Origin of the sequence: Micromonospora zamorensis (assembly GCF_900090275.1) — a bacterium.
GTDB classification, from domain to species: Bacteria; Actinomycetota; Actinomycetes; order Mycobacteriales; family Micromonosporaceae; genus Micromonospora; species Micromonospora zamorensis.
Window position 1 is genome coordinate 4330825 of sequence record NZ_LT607755.1, and the last position, 15497, is coordinate 4346321.

A 15497-nucleotide genomic window follows, 5' to 3' on the forward strand; every position below is an offset into this window, starting at 1 on the left:
GCCCGTCAGGCGATCGTGTCGAGGGCCTGGGCGAGGTCGGCGCGCAGGTCTTCGGGGTCTTCGAGACCGACCGAGAGCCGCAGCAGGGCGGCGACGGGTTTCGCGTCGCCCTCGACGGGTCGGTGGGTGAGCGAGGCGGGGTGCTGGATGAGGGTGTCGACGCCGCCGAGGGAGACGGCGTGGGTGATGAGGCGGCAGGCGCTGGTGACGGCGGCCGCGGCGGGTGCGCCGCCGCGTACCTCGAAGGCGAGCAGGCTGCCGGGTCCGGCCATCTGCCGGCCGACCAGCGCCGCCGGGTCGTACACCGAGGGGTGGTGCACCCGGTGTACGGCCGGGTGGTCGGCGAGCCAGCCGGCGAGTTTCTCGGCGCTGGCCTGTTGGGCGCGGACCCGCAGCGGCAGGGTTTGCAGGCCGCGGTGCAGCAGGTAGCCGCCGAGTGGGTGCAGGATCGCGCCGGTGACCGCGCGGACCTGGCGTAGTCGCGCGGCCCAGTCGGCGTCGCAGGCGACGACGCCGGCGAGCACGTCGCCGTGCCCGCCGATGCTCTTGGTGGCGCTGTGCAGGACGAGGGTGGCGCCGTGTCGGGCGGGTTGTTGCAGTACGGGGGTGGCGACGGTGTTGTCGACGAGCAGCGGGACGTCGCCGGCCGCGGCGGCGAGGGCGGCGATGTCGACCAGGTCGAGGGTGGGATTGGCGGGTGTCTCGACGATGATCAGCGCGGTGTCGGGGCGGATGGCGGCGGCGACCTCGTCGGGGCGTGCCCAGGTGACGGTGGTGCCGAGCAGGCCGGTGGCGAGGACGTGGTCGGTTCCGCCGTAGAGGGGCCGGACGGCGACGACGTGCCGGCGGTCGTCGCGGGCGGCGGCGAGCAGGGTGGCGGTGAGGGCGGCCATGCCGCTGGCGAAGGCGACGGCCTGGGCGGTGCCCTCCAGTTCGGCGAGGGCGGTTTCGAAGCGGGCGACGGTGGGGTTCCAGAGCCGTTGGTAGACGGCGCCGCCCTCGGCGGGGAGGGTGCCGCCGGTGGCGAGCTGCTCGTACGCGGCGCCGCCGTCGTCGACCGAGGGCAGTGGGTTGGTGGTGGACAGGTCGATGGGTGGCACGTGCACGCCGAGGGCGCGTAGGTCGTCGCGGCCGGCGTGTACGGCCCGGGTGTCCACCGTCGTCATGCCGGTAGCGTCGAACATATACCGCCTGATGGGCAATGGTTCGGCAGATCATTCTGTCGATCGGCTTGGTTTTGATGGCGGATTCGGGCGATGATGGCGGGATGCCTCCTGAGCCGAACGATGTGCGGCCGTATCCGGCCCTGGACGAGGTGGACCGCGCGATCCTGAGCGAGCTGGCCGCTGACGGTCGACTGCCGAACAACGCCCTCGCCGAGCGGGTGGGGGTGGCGCCGTCGACGTGTCTGACGCGTACGCGGGCGCTGCGCGAGCGTGGCGCGATCCGTGGTTTCCACGCCGAGGTGGATCCGGCCGCGCTCGGCCTGCCGTTGCAGGCGTTGGTGTCGGTGCGGCTGACCGCGCACGAGCGGGCGGCGGTCGACGCGTTCCGGGCCCGGTCGGTGCGGCTGCCGGGGGTGGTGTCGGTGTTCCACGTGGCCGGCGCGGAGGATTATGTGCTGCACGTGCGGGCGGCGTCCGGTGACGCGTTGCGGGACTTCGTGCTGGACCATCTGGCGGTCGACCCGGTGGTGCAGCACACCCAGACCAGTCTGATCTTCGAGCAGGCGCGCGGGATGGGCTGAGCAGCGGGTGAGCTGGCCGACGAAAACCCGCGTGGCGGAACAAAGCCGCCCGTTGACGGGTTGGTTGACCTTGTGATCACCGTACCGTTGTCTGTTCTTGATCTTGCCCCGGTCGCCAAGGGCACCTCCGCTGGTGCGGCGTTGCAGGCCACCACCGAGCTGGCCCGACGCACCGAGGAGCTGGGCTACCACCGGTTCTGGGTGGCCGAGCACCACAACATGCCGGCGATCGCCAGCTCCGCGCCCGCGGTGCTGCTGGCGCACCTGGCCGCGAACACCTCGACGATCCGCCTCGGGTCGGGTGGGGTGATGCTGCCCAACCACGCGCCGCTGGTGGTGGCCGAGCAGTTCGGCACCCTGGAGGCGCTGCACCCCGGTCGCATCGACCTCGGTATCGGCCGGGCGCCGGGCACCGACCAGGTGACCGCGCTGGCGTTGCGGCGCACCATGGAGGGCCTGTCGGCGGAGGGCTTCCCGCGCGAGCTGGCGGACCTGATGAACTACTTCAGCGGGGAGAAGCCTGGGCAGATCATCGCCACCCCGGGTCACGGTGAGCAGCCGGCCGTGTGGCTGCTGGGTTCCAGCGGTTTCAGCGCCCAGCTCGCCGGTCTGCTCGGCCTGCCGTTCTCGTTCGCGCACCACTTCAGCTCGGCGAACACCCTGCCTGCACTGGCCCTCTACCGGCAGAACTTCCGGCCGTCGCAGTGGTTGGACAAGCCGTACGCGATGGTGGCGGTCAACGCGGTGTGCGCGGAGACCGACGAGCGGGCCGAGTGGCTGACGGGGCCCAGCGCGTTGTCGTTCCTGAAGCTTCGCTCCGGCCGGCCGGAGCCGCTGTCGACGCCGGACGAGGCGGCGGCCTACCCGTACTCGGAGTTCGAGAGGGAGTTCGTCCTGCAACGCCGAGACGGTCAGGCGATGGGTTCGCCAGAGACGGTGCGCCGACAGCTGACCGAGCTGATCGAGCGCACCGGCGCGGACGAGCTGATGCTGACCACGCTCGTGTACGACGTCGAGGACCGGGTGCGGTCGTACGAGTTGATTGCCGAGCAGGTGGCGGGCGGTCTGCACCGGGCAGCGTGAAACACGATCTTCACGTCAGCGTCACCCGGCCGACCCGGACGGTGCCTAATGTTGGTGCCGGTGGTGGTACGGCATTCTCGGTCGGGACGGGTCGAGAATGCCGCGGTGTGGCGCACCGGGCCGGAGCTGAGCGGATTCCGCGGCTGCGGCCCGGTGCCTGCCACCCTAGGCGGCCCCGTTCGGGACCACCAGGGGTCAGATCAGCGTAGGTAGATGTTCGGCGTGGGCGGGTCGGCCATCCCGTTGCCGATGAAGAACCCCGGGTGTGGCGGTTGGTTGTAGGCGGTGTTCTGCCACGCGATCGCCACCCGATACTGCGGGTCGTGCATCAGGGTGTGGATTCGGGTGCTGGTCGGTGTGGGCGTGCTGTAGACGCGCAACGCCCGACTGTCGGTGGTTCGCCAGATCACCTCCTCACGCCAGTCGCCCAGGATGTCGCCGGAGAGCGCCGGGGTGGACTTGGTGCCGTTGTTGGATGCCACCCCGCTGCCGGTGAGCAGCCGGGTCTCGCCACCGGTGCCGTACTTGTCGATCTTCGTTGCGTCGACCAGTTCCCGCACCGGGTCACCGTCCCACCAGGCGAGGAAGTTCGCCGACGACGGCTTGCGGCCGATGTTCTGCCCCCGGGTGTTGGCCAGCCCGGTGGCCGCCGACGACCAGGACTCCGCGCCGGGGCTGCCGGCCCAGATGTCCGCGGAGACTCCCCGGCCGTTGTCGCCGGAGGCCGGCGTGGACCAGAGGATCTGACCGGTACGGGCGTCGGCGAAGTAGGAGCTGGGCTTGCTGGCGTCCTCGTCGACCTTGAACACCTCAAGGCCGGCGCGGCCCGGGTCGAGGTCCCCGACGTGCATGGCGTCGCCGTGCCCGTTGCCGGTGGAGTGCAGCAGCCGGCCGTTGTCGTCGATGGTGGCGGCCCCGTAGACGATCTCCTGCCGGCCGTCGGAGTCGACGTCGGCGACGGAGAGCTGGTGGTTGCCCTGCCCGGCGGCGGCGCCGTTGCCGGAGGCGTTCGAGTCGAACGTCCAGCGCTTGCGCAGCGTGCCGTCGCGGAAGTCCCAGGCCGCGATCACCGCTCGGGTGTAGTAACCCCTGGCCATGATCAGGGAGGGGCGCTGCCCGTCGAGGTAGGCGGTGCCGGCGAGGAACCGGTCCACCCGGTTGCCGTACGAGTCGCCCCAGGAGGAGACGGTGCCGCGCGGCGGGTCGTAGTTGACGGTGGAGAGGACCGCGCCGGTCTGCCCGTTGAACATGGTCAGGTACTCCGGACCGGACAGCACGTAGCCGCTGGAGTTGCGGTGGTCCGCCGACGACGAGCCGATGACCTGGCCGGTGCCGGAACGGGTGCCGTCGGCGGTCTTCATGGCCACCTCGGCGCGGCCGTCACCGTCGTAGTCGTACACCTGGAACTGGGTGTAGTGGGCGCCGGCGCGGATGTTGCGGCCCAGGTCGACGCGCCACAACCGGGTGCCGCCGAGTGTGTACGCGTCGACGAGGACGTTGCCGGTGTAGCCGGACTGGGAGTTGTCCTTGGCGTTGGACGGCTCCCACTTGAGCACGATCTCGTAGCTGCCGTCGCCGTTGAGGTCACCCACCGAGGCGTCGCTGGCGCTGTAGCTGTAACTCTCGCCGCTGGGGGTGCTGCCGCCGGCCGGGACCTGCAACGGCACGTCCAGGTAGCCCGCGCCGAACTGCAACGCCGGTGCCGACGCCGCCTGCTCGGCGCCGCCCACCACGGCCCGCACGGTGTACGCCGAGCCGGCCGCCGCGCCGCTGTCGAGGTAGTTGGTGGCGCCGGTGATCGGGCTGGCGTTGACCTTTGTCGCCCCCCGGTAGAGGTTGAACGCGACCCCGGAGGTCTCGGTGCCGAGCAGCCGCCAGGAGACCAGGTTGCCGCTTCCGGAGCGGACACTGATCAACCCGCGGTCCAGGTTCTCCATCTGCAACACGCCAGCCGACGGCGGCGGGGTGGTGGGTGGTGGCGTGGTCGGGGGTGGCGTGGTGGGTGGTGGCGTGGTCGGGGGTGGCGTGGTCGGTTCGCCGGTGGGTGGGGCGCCGGTGCAGGTGGTGCCGTTGAGCGCGAAGCTGCCCGGCACCGGGTTGCTGCTGGTCCAGGAGCCGTTGAAGCCGAACGTGGCGGTGCCGTTGGTCGCGATGGCGGCGTTGTGGTCGACGTTGCGGGCGGTGACCTGGGCACCGGACTGGGTGACGGTGGCGTTCCACGCCTGGGTGACCTGTTGCCCGGCGGTGTACGACCAGGTGAGGGCCCACCCGTTGACCGGGTCGCCGAGGTTGGTGACGGTGACGTTGGCGCCGAAACCGCCCTGCCACTGGTTGGTGATCTGGTAGTCGACCCGGCAGCCGACGGCGGCGGCCGAAGCGGCGACCGTGCCGAGGGTGCCGGCCACGACGGCGGCGGCCGTCGTACCGGCGAGCAGGATCAGCCGATGTCTGGACGGGTGCATGGACTGCCTCCGGGGATCCGGTGGTGATCGCTGCGGCCCACTGACCCTGCCCGGGAAGCACAGTGGACCGGCCCGGCCGCGACTGCGGCGGACGGCGATCTGATCGGGGTTGAACGCCCTGGAACTCACGGATCCGGCTCACCGCGCATCGTAAGGCAAGCGCTTTCCGGTACGCAATATCGACGACCGTCGTTCATTTTCAGGTCTTGCCCCGACAAGCGCCACCTGATCAACTCGTGGGTGTGAGCGCCCCACACATGAGCCCCGACGAGTTCCGCCGAGCCGGCCACGCCGTCGTCGACTGGATCGCCGACTACTGGGCGACTGTCGAACAGCGACCGGTCGCCCCGTCCGACCCGCCGGGCACCGTCGCCGCCGCCCTCCCCACCACGCCACCGACCACCGGCGGCGAACCGGTCGAGGCGGTTCTCGCCGACCTGGACTCCATCGTCGTACCGGGGCTGACCCACTGGCAGCACCCCGGCTTCTTCGGCTACTTCCCGGCCAACACCTCCGGCCCGAGCGTGCTCGGTGACCTGGTCAGCTCCGGGCTCGGTGTGCAGGGCATGCTCTGGGCCTCCAGCCCGGCCTGCACCGAGCTGGAGACGGTGATGATGGACTGGCTGGCCCACCTGCTGGACCTGCCGCAGCGGTTCCGCTCGACCGGCAGCGGCGGCGGAGTCATCCAGGACTCCGCCTCCTCGGCGACGCTGGTCGCCACCCTGACCGCACTGCACCGGGCCAGCGGAGGGCGCTGGCGCGACACCGGCATTGACCGGCGCTACCGCGCCTACACCTCCACCCACGGCCACTCCTCCATCGAGAAGGCCGTACGCATCGCCGGGCTGGGCAGCGACGGTGTCCGGTCCATCGCTGTGGACCCGGACACCCAGGCGCTGCTGCCCGACGCGCTGCGTACGGCGATCAAGGCCGACCTGGCCGCCGGTGACGTTCCCGCCATCGTGGTGGCGACCATCGGCACCACCTCCACCACCGCCATCGACCCACTGCCCGAGATCGGGGCGATCTGCGCCGAATACGGGATCTGGCTGCACGTCGACGCCGCGTACGCGGGCTCCGCCGCCGTCTGCCCCGAGCTGCGGTGGTCGCACGCCGGCCTGGAGTACGCCGATTCGTACTGCTTCGACCCGCACAAGTGGCTGCTCACCGGCTTCGACTGCGACGCGTTCTGGGTGGCCGACCGCGCCGAACTGATCGAGGCACTGACCGTGCTGCCGGAGTTCCTGCGCAACGCCGCCTCCGACTCCGGCGCGGTCATCGACTACCGGGACTGGCAGGTGCCGCTGGGCCGGCGCTTCCGGGCCCTGAAGCTGTGGTTCGTGCTGCGCTGGTACGGCGCCGAAGGGCTACGGGCCCACATCCGCTCCGGGGTGGCGCTCGCCGCCCAGTTCGCCGATCGGGTACGCGCCGACGACCGCTTCGAGCTGGCGGCGGCACACCCGTTCTCACTGGTCTGCTTCCGACTGCGCGCCGGCGACGACGTCAACGCCGCACTGCTGGCCCGGGTGAACGACACCGGGCGGGTGCACCTGACACACACCCGGGTCGCCGGCCGCTACACGCTGCGCATGGCCATCGGCTCCCCGCAGACCACCGAAGCGCACGTCGACGAGGCCTGGACGCTGCTCGCCCACGCGGCCAAAGACCTGCTCACCCCCTGACGCCCTCTCCCCCGCACCGCACCGCACCCCGCCGCACCGCGCACCCCGCGGCCCGCGCCCCGCACCCCGCACCCCGCACCCCGCACCCCGCACCAAAATCCGCGCAACTTCCCGGATGTTGCTGTCTCCGGCGCGCGGGAGGCAGCAACATCCCTGATGTTGCGCGGATCTTCCCGTGCGATCTCCCCGTGCGATCTGCACGGCGCGGCATGATCACGCGGGTGTGGCGCGCGTTCAGCGCTGGTTGGGCGTACCCGTCGCGGCCAACTCGCCCGCGACCACCGCGGCCGGAGTGGCGGGAGCAGCAGGAAGGGCGTCGGGGGCAGCAGCGACGGCCTCGGCGGTCGCTGCTTCGGCGCGGGCCAGGCGGGTCCGGCGCAGGGCCCGCACGGCCAGCACCAGGGCGGCCAGCCAGCCGGCGGCCAGCAGGGCGTACGTGATGGGGCGGACCGGGCCGTCCAGCTCGGCGGAGCGGAGCAGGGTACGGGCGTTGGTCAGCACGATCACGCCGCCGACGGCCGCGCCGAGGAGTTGGGCGGGGACGATGCGCACCAGCCAGGCGGCCAGCGGGGCGGCGATGAGCCCGCCGATCAGCAGTGCCGCGACCGTGGGCAGCAGGAACCCCTCGGTGCCCAGCCCGATCAGGAAACCGACGCTGGCGGCGGCGGCCACGACGAACTCGGAGGTGTCCACCGAGCCGATCACCTTGCGGGGTTCCATGCGGCCGGAGACCAGCAGTGCCGGGGTAGCCACCGGGCCCCAACCGCCGCCGCCGGTCGCGTCGACGAAGCCGGCGACCAGGCCGAGGGGGCCGAGGAAACGACCGCGGAGACGCCCGCCGACCCGATCGGTGCGCAGCGGTCGAGCGAAGCGGATCAGCAGGTACGCGCCGAGGGTGAAGAGGATGGCAGCCATCCACGGCGCTGCCGCCTCGGTGGAGATCGAGCTGAGAAGCGTGGCGCCGGCGAAGGCGCCGATCGCGCCGGGTAGGGCGATGCGGGTCACCACCCGCCAGTCGACGTTGCCGAACCGCCAGTGCGCGACGCCTGCGGCAAGGGTGGTGCCGATCTCGGCCAGGTGCACCGAGGCCGAGGCGGCGGCCGGGGCTACCCCGGCGACCAGCAGCAGGGTGGACGAGGTCAACCCGTACGCCATGCCGAGCGAGCCGTCGATCAGCTGCGCGACGAGCCCGACCAGAGCGAGGACCAGCAGCTTGCGCACGAGCGCCCCCTGACTTTTCGGCATCTCCTATCGACTTGGTCGACAATGCGGCACGGGGCTGCCAGGGTCAAGCCCCCGATCGGTGGATGGGACGCCTCCATGCGGAGCCGGCACGAGAGACGACATCACGCCGCGCCGCACCACGGATGACGTAACCAGTGGCCGCACTGCGAGGACAACAGACGCGGCGCGCCGCCGAGAACGACGTCAAGGGCGCGCATCGCGGCAGCGGCCGCCGGGCGGTGCGGGGCGGCGGGTGACGCCGGGTCTGGGCGGGGCGGCGCTCAGATCCAGGCGCGCGGGTCGGCGACCAGCTCGGTGACCCGTGCGGGCAGGGTGCCGGCTGCCACGTCGGCGATGCTGACCAGGTCCAGGATTTCCCGCTCGCTCGCCCGCAGCGCGATCCAGACCTCCTGGAGCGCCCGGGCCGGGCCGTGGTAGCCGAGCTGCTCGGGACGCTGCCCGCGTACGTGGGCGAGCGGCCCGTCGATCACCCGGATCACCTCGGCCAGGGAGATCTCCTCGGCGGGGCGGGCCAGCCAGTAGCCGCCCTCCGGGCCACGCTGGGCGTGCACGATGCCGCCGCGACGCAGCTGCAGCAGGATGCTCTCCAGGAATTTCGGCGGGATCTCCTGGGCACGGGCGATCTGGTCGGCCGTGACCGGCCGGCCGCGCCCAGGACCACTGGCCGTCGCGGCAAGCTCGGCGGCCGCGCGGAGGGCATAGTCGACCCGGGCGGATAGGCGCATGCCGGCAAGGTTAGTCGCTGGTCAGCCGGCTGGGCGGGCGACCCTCGGCCGATCGGGTACGCATCGATGGAAACCTGTGCCGCTCGCGCCCGTTCCCGCCACCGATGCGCAGCGGTGAAGCGCGTCATGATCCACCGCGCGGTGGGGGCCGAAATGCTGTTCTGGAGCGTCCTTATGCTGGGCGGGAGTACGAATGTCTGGCCGTTTACGTGGCCGCCGGCAAGATATAGATAAACACCCGGGTGTGCTCGGGGGGAAGGCAATATGATGACCGATGTCGCCACACGCACCTGGGATGGCATGACCATCCCGGTCGCCGGCACCTATCTTCTCGATCAGGCGCACAAGCGGATCGGTTTCCTGTCCCGGCACATGATGGTGAGCCCGGTGCGCGGCGAGTTCGCCGAGGCCACCGCCGAGATCATCGTGACGGAGGATCCGCTGCTCTCCTCTGTGACGGCCACCATAATGTCGGCCAGCATCACCACCGGGAGTGTCGACCGGGACACGCATCTGAAGAGTGCCGACTTCCTCGATGTGGAGCGTTATCCCACTCTCGAATATCGAAGCACCGGAATCAAATGGCAGGGCACCGAGGACCCCATATTCCAGTGGGCCCGTCTGCGCAACCATCGGTTGGGCGGACGAGGCCGGAGTCACATTGTTCCGCCGCAGTCCGACAGCACACCCGGACGATTCGTCCTCACCGGTGAGTTGACGGCGAAGGGGGTCACCCGGGCTGTCGACCTGGAGGTGAATTTCGGTGGCACCCGTCGTGATCCGTACGGGCAGAACATCTTCGGATTCAGCGCGACGGCCGAGATCAACCGCGAGGACTACGGCCTGCTCTGGAATGTCATCCTGGAGAGCGGCGGAGTGCTGGTCGGCAAGACGGTGCAGATCGAGATCGCCGGCGAGGCCATCTACCAGGCCTGACCCGCCTCATCCCCGCCACGACGCGGCCTTTGCGGACGCGCGCCTGGCGGGGATGATCGAGGAAGGTCAGGCGCCGACGCGGCGCAGCAGGCCCTCCTGGACGGCGCTGGCGATCTGCTGGCCGTCTGTGGTGAACATCCGGCCGGTGGCCAGCCCACGCGCGCCGGACGCCGACGGGCTCAGGCAGTCGTAGAGGAACCACTCGTCGGCCCGGAACGGCCGGTGGAACCACAGCGCGTGGTCCAGGCTGGCGCCGACCAGCCCGCCCGGCCCCCACACCTCACCGTGCGCGGAGAGCACCGAGTCGAGCAGGGTGAGGTCCGAGGCGTAGGTGAGCGCGCAGGCGTGCAGCAGCGGATCGTCCGGCAGTTTGCCGTCGATGCGCATCCAGACCCGCTGGTGCGGGTCGGCGGGCCGGTCACCGGGACGGACCCAGCCGGGCTCGCCCACGTAGCGCACGTCGATCGGACGCGGGATCTGGCCCCAGATGCCCAGCCGCTCCGGGTAACGGGAGAGCCGGTCGGTCATCGTCGGCACGTCCTGCGGCATGGGTACGTCCAGCGGGGCGATGACCTGGTGGTCCAGACCCTCCTCGGCCCGCTGGAACGACGCCGACATGAAGAAGATCGGCTTGTCGTGCTGGAGGGCGACCGCGCGGCGAACCGAGAAGGACCGGCCGTCGCGGATGTTCTCCACCTGGTACTCGATCGGCTCGACCGGGTCGCCGGGGCGGACGAAGTATCCGTGCAGCGAGTGCACGAAGCGCTCCGGGTCGACAGTGCGGCCGGCGGCGACCAGGGCCTGACCTGCGACCTGGCCGCCGTACACCCGTTGTGGGCCGACCGGGGGGCTCATCCCCCGGAAGGTCATGTCCCCGGTCGGGTCGAGGTCCAGCACTTCCAGGAGCTGGTCCACCGCGGCCTGGCCGACCGCGACCCGACCGTCGCTCACTGCAGCGCCCGCGCCGACGCCGCGTCGACCAGCGACCCGAGCTGGTGTACGCGCAGCGTGTTGGTCGAGCCGGGGGTGCCGGGCGGGCTACCGGCCACGATCACCACGTAGTCACCCGGGTTGGCCCGGTTGAGGCCCAGCAGCGCCTGGTCGACCTGACGGAACATGTCATCAGTGTGCTGCACGAACGGCATCAGGAAGGTCTCCACGCCCCAGGAGAGGGCGAGTTGGTCGCGCACCTCGGGCACCGGCGTGAAGGCCAGCAGCGGCAGGTCGCAGTGCAGGCGGGACAGCCGTCGGACGGTGTCGCCGGTCTGCGAGAAGGCGACGAGCGCCTTGGCGTTGATGGCCCGGGCGATCGACGAGGCGGCGACGGTGAGCGCGCCGCCGTGGGTACGCGGGTCGTGCTGCAACCGGGGCACGCCGATCGAGCCGGACTCAGTGGTCGTCACGATCTTGGCCATGGTGCTGACGGTCAGCACCGGGTATTTGCCGACGCTGGTCTCGCCGGAGAGCATCACCGCGTCCGCGCCGTCGAGCACCGCGTTGGCGACGTCGGAGGCCTCCGCCCGGGTGGGGCGGGAATTCTCGATCATGGAGTCGAGCATCTGGGTGGCCACGATGACGGGCTTGGCGTTCTCCCGGCACAGCTGCACGGCGCGCTTCTGCACCAGGGGCACCTGGTCCAGTGGCATCTCGACACCGAGGTCACCGCGGGCGACCATGACACCGTCGAAGGCCAGCACGATGGCCTCCAGGTGCTCCACCGCCTCCGGCTTCTCGACCTTGGCCAGGACCGGGCGGAACACGCCCTCCTCGGCCATGATGCCGTGCACGAGCTTGATGTCCTCGGCCGAGCGGACGAAGGACAGCGCGACCAGGTCGACACCGAGGCCCAGGGAGAAGCGAAGGTCCTCGGCGTCCTTGTCCGACATGGCGGGCACGCTGACAGCCACGTTGGGCAGCGAGACGCCCTTGTTGTTGGAGACCGGGCCGCCCTCGGTGACCAGGCAGCGGATGTCGTTGCCGGTGACGTCGGTGACCTCGACGGCGACGCGACCGTCGTCGATCAGCAGCCGGTCGCCGGGCTTCACCTCGTGCGGCAGCTTCTGGTAGGTGCAGGAGACGCGCTCCTTGGTGCCGATGATGTCGTCGCCGGTGATCACGACCGAGTCGCCGGTGCGCCACTCGTGCGGGCCGTCGGCGAACTTGCCGAGCCGGATCTTGGGGCCCTGGAGGTCGGCGAGGACGGCCACCGGCTTACCTGCCGCCTCGGACGCCTCCCGGACCAGTCGATAGACCGCCTCGTGGTCGGCGTGGCTGCCGTGGCTGAAGTTGAGCCTCGCCACGTTCATGCCGGCCTCGACAAGACCCCGGATGCGCTCCGGGGACGAGGTGGCGGGACCCAGAGTGCAGACGATCTTTACGCGGCGTGTCACGCCCATCAGGCTAGTCTCTCCTTCAGGTCGGACTCGGGGCCGACCCATTGCAGGCAGCGGAACATGTGTCCAACGACGCGCGGTGCGCGTCGGGCCGGCGGGTGGAACCGCACCGGGAACGTTGTGGCGACGGGCAACGGCGACCGCGCGCCGGGAATCGTACGCCTCCGGTGGCGTGCGCTGTCGGGGTGCTCCCGGCGGCAGGTCACCATCAGCGCCGCGACCGGGGCAGGGTGGGCACCGCGGTGAGCAGGTCACGCGGGTCGTAGCGGTGCTTGGCCCGGCGTAGCCGCGGCCAGTTCGCGCCGTAGGCGAGCTGGACCCGGTCGGTCTCCTCGGGGGCGAGCAGGTTGGGGTAGCCACCGGGCAGGGCGTGCGGTGCGAGCGCCGCCGAGGTGTGCTCGGCCCACTCCCGGTGTGGCCTGGCCTGGTCGCCGGGTGCCCAGACCGCGATGATCTCGGTCAGCAGGTGGTCGGTGCGCAGGCCGAACGCCGTGTCGGCGAGACGGACCCGGGTGGCCGCGCCGTGGAAGTGGTGCACGGCCAGCGCGGAGAACGGGGAGCTGACCTGCCGGGCCGCGTCGACGAGCACGTCCACCGTGCTGTCGGTGAGCGCGGGCAGCCAGCGGGTACGCAGCAGGTAGTGGTTGCCGTCGACCATCCCGCCGTCGAACATCCGCAGCGCGTCCGCGTACGGCATCGGGGCGATCTGGTCGATCAGCGGGGTGCCCAGCGCGCGCAGCCGGTCCATCCACGGCCGCCCGGCGTCCAGGTCCGGGCCGCTGTAGAACGGGCAGACGAAGATGACCGGTTCGCCGGCCGGGCCGGGCAGGAAGCCGGTCATCACGGTCAGCTCGTCCGGGGCCTCGGCGATGAGCGCGCCGTAGCCGCGCAGGACGGCCGGCGCCTCCGCCAGAGCGAACATGATCATGCCGGCCAGCACGCCGGGCAGCCGGTGCGCGCGGAAACGCAGCTCGGTGACCACGCCGACGTTCCCACCGCCGCCGCGCAGCGCCCAGTACAGCTCGGCGTCGTGTCGAGGGTCGGCGGTGACCCGGCGGCCGTCGGCGAGGACCACCTCCGCGCCGAGCAGGCTGTCCAGGGTCAGGCCGAACCGGCCGCACAGCGGCCCGTACCCGCCGGCGAGGGCCAACCCGGCCATGCCCACGTCGCCGACGGTGCCGGTGGGCACCACCAGGTCGTACGGGCGGGCGGCGGCCAGCAGACCGGCGGCCGTGACGCCGCCGCCGATGGTGACAGTGGCCGCGTCCACGTCGATGTCGACCGTGTGCAGACCGGTCAGGTCGAGCACCACGCCGCCGTCGCGCAACGCTCGGCCGGCCCAGTCGTGCCCTCCGGAGCGGACCGACAGCGGCAGGTGGCACTGGGCGGCGACGCGGACCGCGTGGGCCACCTCGTCGGCGTCCAGGCACTGGGCCACCAGGAGCGGCGTGCGCTGAACCGCACCGTTCCAGAGCGTCGTGGTGGTGACGTAGGCCGGATCGCCCGGCTCATGCAGCCGGTCGCCGAGCAGGGCGCGCAGCCGGGTGGTGGCCGTCGCGACATCGGGGGTGGCGGCGGAGATCATGGCGACTCCTCGACCGGGGCCTACCCAAGGCTTTCCGGGTACGCCCCGGCGGCGGCCCTCGCTGGGCGCGACCGTAACACCGGCAGGCAGCCGAGCGCCGTCGCCATCACGACAGCCGTCGATCGACCGGGTGGTCAGCTTTCCGTCTTCACCAGCGGAAACTCCAGGGATCCGGCCGGGCAGAGGAAGGTCAGCACGTCCACCCGGTAGAGCCCGGCCTGCACCGCCGGGTCGGCCTCCAGCACGCTGCGGACGTCGTCGACGCTGCCGGTGCGGGCCAGACCGAAGCCGATCGGTGGCTCCGGCTCGCGGGCCGGCCCGTCCACCGAACCGGCGACCAGGATGATGCCGCTTCGCTGTAGCGCCTGCATGTGCTCGGCGTGCTCGGCCTGCAGCCGCTGCACGGTCTCGGCGGGCAGGACCCGTCCGGCCGCGCCGGGATAGATCACGATGCACTCGTACGTGTCGAGCGCGAAGTTGACCTGCGGCACTCCCGCCATGGGTGCTCCCTCTGCCGTCGCGCCGGAAGGCACCGGCTCCGGCCAGCGTCGCACGGACGCCCCGGTCGTACCGGCAGCTTCCGGGCAATGCCCGGCGCGGACTCCAGGCGACCGCCCGACGTGGCTTGCGGGTGAGGTGTCCACGCACACAGTCGGCCGACGAACGGAATACCGGCCGGCTGCCGGGGGATGATCTATCTGGTGGCGGGTGGGCCTTTCCACGCCCCCACGACACGACGATTGGGGATCGGCCAATGGCGACCAACATCAGTGAGCAGCCCGCGAAGGCGTCCGGCACGTACCGCATCGGTGGCGACGTCACCGTCAACCGGCTCGGCTACGGGGCGATGCAGATCACCGGCCCGGGTGTCTGGGGAGATCCGAAGGACCCGGCCGAGGCGGTCCGGGTGCTGCGCCGCGCGGTCGAGATGGGCGTGACGTTCATCGACACCGCCGACTCGTACGGCCCGTTCGTCTCGGAGTTGCTGATCCGGGAGGCCCTGCACCCGTACGCCGATGACCTGGTCATCGCGACCAAGGCCGGGCTGAGCCGCTCCGGTCCGGGCGACTGGCGTGCGCTGGGCCGCCCGGAGTACCTGCGCCAGCAGTGTGAGTTGAGCCTGCGGCACCTCGGCCTGGACAGCATCCCGCTGTACCAGCTGCACCGGATCGACCCGAAGGTGCCGCTCGCGGACCAGTTGGGTGAGCTGGCGCTGCTGCGCGAGGAGGGCAAGATCCAGCACATCGGTCTGTCCGAGGTGAGCGTCGCGCAGATCGAGGAGTCCCGGGCGATCACCACGATCGCGTCGGTGCAGAACCTGTACAACCTCGCGAACCGCAGCGCCGAGGACGTGCTGGAGTACTGCGAGCGCAACGACCTCGCGTTCATCCCGTGGTTCCCGATCGCGACCGGCGAGCTGGCCCGCCCGGGCGGCCCGCTGGACGCCATCTCCACCGCGCACGGCGCGTCGCCCGCCCAGCTCGCGCTGGCCTGGCTGCTGCGCCGTTCGCCGGTGATGCTGCCGATCCCCGGTACGTCCTCGGTGGCGCACCTGGAGGAGAACGTGGGCGCTGCCGACGTGCGGCTCACCGACGACGAGTTCGAGGCGCTCGCCAAGGCGAGCTGACCCACCGGTGCG

The 15497-nt window shown here is 71.4% G+C and carries 13 protein-coding genes; 5 read left to right on the forward strand and 8 right to left on the reverse strand.

Annotated features, from left to right (window positions below):
- Nucleotides 1-5 precede the first annotated feature (5 nt).
- The gene (locus GA0070619_RS18965; RefSeq protein ID WP_088949298.1) at nucleotides 6-1184 is read right to left on the reverse strand and encodes a trans-sulfuration enzyme family protein; all 1179 of its coding nucleotides are present in this window, start codon (nucleotides 1182-1184) and stop codon (nucleotides 6-8) included.
- 83 nt (nucleotides 1185-1267) lie between these two features.
- On the opposite strand from GA0070619_RS18965, the gene GA0070619_RS18970 reads away from it, so the two are divergent.
- Both GA0070619_RS18970 and GA0070619_RS18975 read left to right on the forward strand, forming a co-directional pair.
- A complete protein-coding gene (locus GA0070619_RS18970) occupies nucleotides 1268-1747 on the forward strand; it encodes an Lrp/AsnC family transcriptional regulator (protein WP_088949299.1) in 480 nt (159 codons plus the stop codon).
- Nucleotides 1748-1834: 87 nt separating this feature from the next.
- Nucleotides 1835-2830 (forward strand): LLM class flavin-dependent oxidoreductase, encoded by a 996-nt coding sequence (locus tag GA0070619_RS18975; RefSeq protein ID WP_396679660.1) that lies wholly within the window; start codon nucleotides 1835-1837, stop codon nucleotides 2828-2830.
- A gap of 200 nt (nucleotides 2831-3030) precedes the next feature.
- Here the strand turns inward: GA0070619_RS18975 and GA0070619_RS18980 are convergent, their stop codons facing one another.
- Nucleotides 3031-5292: a rhamnogalacturonan lyase family protein gene (locus tag GA0070619_RS18980; RefSeq protein ID WP_088949301.1), complete on the reverse strand. Its 2262-nt coding sequence runs from the start codon at nucleotides 5290-5292 to the stop codon at nucleotides 3031-3033.
- Between the two features lie 242 nt (nucleotides 5293-5534).
- Here GA0070619_RS18980 and GA0070619_RS18985 point away from each other — a divergent pair, with 242 nt between their 5' ends.
- The gene (locus GA0070619_RS18985; RefSeq protein ID WP_231927102.1) at nucleotides 5535-6974 is read left to right on the forward strand and encodes a pyridoxal-dependent decarboxylase; all 1440 of its coding nucleotides are present in this window, start codon (nucleotides 5535-5537) and stop codon (nucleotides 6972-6974) included.
- Nucleotides 6975-7208: 234 nt separating this feature from the next.
- On the opposite strand, the gene GA0070619_RS18990 is transcribed toward GA0070619_RS18985, so the two are convergent.
- Both GA0070619_RS18990 and GA0070619_RS18995 read right to left on the reverse strand, forming a co-directional pair.
- On the reverse strand, nucleotides 7209-8195 hold the full coding sequence (locus GA0070619_RS18990; protein WP_231927103.1) for a sulfite exporter TauE/SafE family protein: 987 nt from the start codon (nucleotides 8193-8195) through the stop codon (nucleotides 7209-7211).
- 284 nt (nucleotides 8196-8479) lie between these two features.
- On the reverse strand, nucleotides 8480-8944 hold the full coding sequence (locus GA0070619_RS18995) for an RrF2 family transcriptional regulator (protein ID WP_088949303.1): 465 nt from the start codon (nucleotides 8942-8944) through the stop codon (nucleotides 8480-8482).
- A 267-nt stretch (nucleotides 8945-9211) separates the two neighbouring features.
- Between GA0070619_RS18995 and GA0070619_RS19000 the strand changes: the two genes are divergently transcribed.
- Nucleotides 9212-9880 (forward strand): YceI family protein, encoded by a 669-nt coding sequence (locus GA0070619_RS19000; RefSeq protein WP_088951903.1) that lies wholly within the window; start codon nucleotides 9212-9214, stop codon nucleotides 9878-9880.
- A gap of 66 nt (nucleotides 9881-9946) precedes the next feature.
- On the opposite strand, the gene GA0070619_RS19005 is transcribed toward GA0070619_RS19000, so the two are convergent.
- From GA0070619_RS19005 to GA0070619_RS19020, 4 genes are all read right to left on the reverse strand, one after another.
- Entirely contained in the window at nucleotides 9947-10831 is an 885-nt protein-coding gene (locus GA0070619_RS19005) for an acyl-CoA thioesterase (RefSeq protein WP_088949304.1), read from the reverse strand.
- Nucleotides 10828-12276: a pyruvate kinase gene (gene pyk / locus GA0070619_RS19010; RefSeq protein WP_088949305.1), complete on the reverse strand. Its 1449-nt coding sequence runs from the start codon at nucleotides 12274-12276 to the stop codon at nucleotides 10828-10830. Before pyk ends, GA0070619_RS19005 begins: the two co-directional genes overlap by 4 nt.
- Nucleotides 12277-12481: 205 nt before the next feature.
- Nucleotides 12482-13858 (reverse strand): FAD-binding oxidoreductase, encoded by a 1377-nt coding sequence (locus GA0070619_RS19015; protein WP_088949306.1) that lies wholly within the window; start codon nucleotides 13856-13858, stop codon nucleotides 12482-12484.
- A 134-nt stretch (nucleotides 13859-13992) separates the two neighbouring features.
- On the reverse strand, nucleotides 13993-14358 hold the full coding sequence (locus GA0070619_RS19020) for a YciI family protein (protein ID WP_088949307.1): 366 nt from the start codon (nucleotides 14356-14358) through the stop codon (nucleotides 13993-13995).
- Between the two features lie 254 nt (nucleotides 14359-14612).
- On the opposite strand from GA0070619_RS19020, the gene GA0070619_RS19025 reads away from it, so the two are divergent.
- Nucleotides 14613-15485: an aldo/keto reductase gene (locus tag GA0070619_RS19025; protein WP_088949308.1), complete on the forward strand. Its 873-nt coding sequence runs from the start codon at nucleotides 14613-14615 to the stop codon at nucleotides 15483-15485.
- Nucleotides 15486-15497 lie beyond the last annotated feature (12 nt).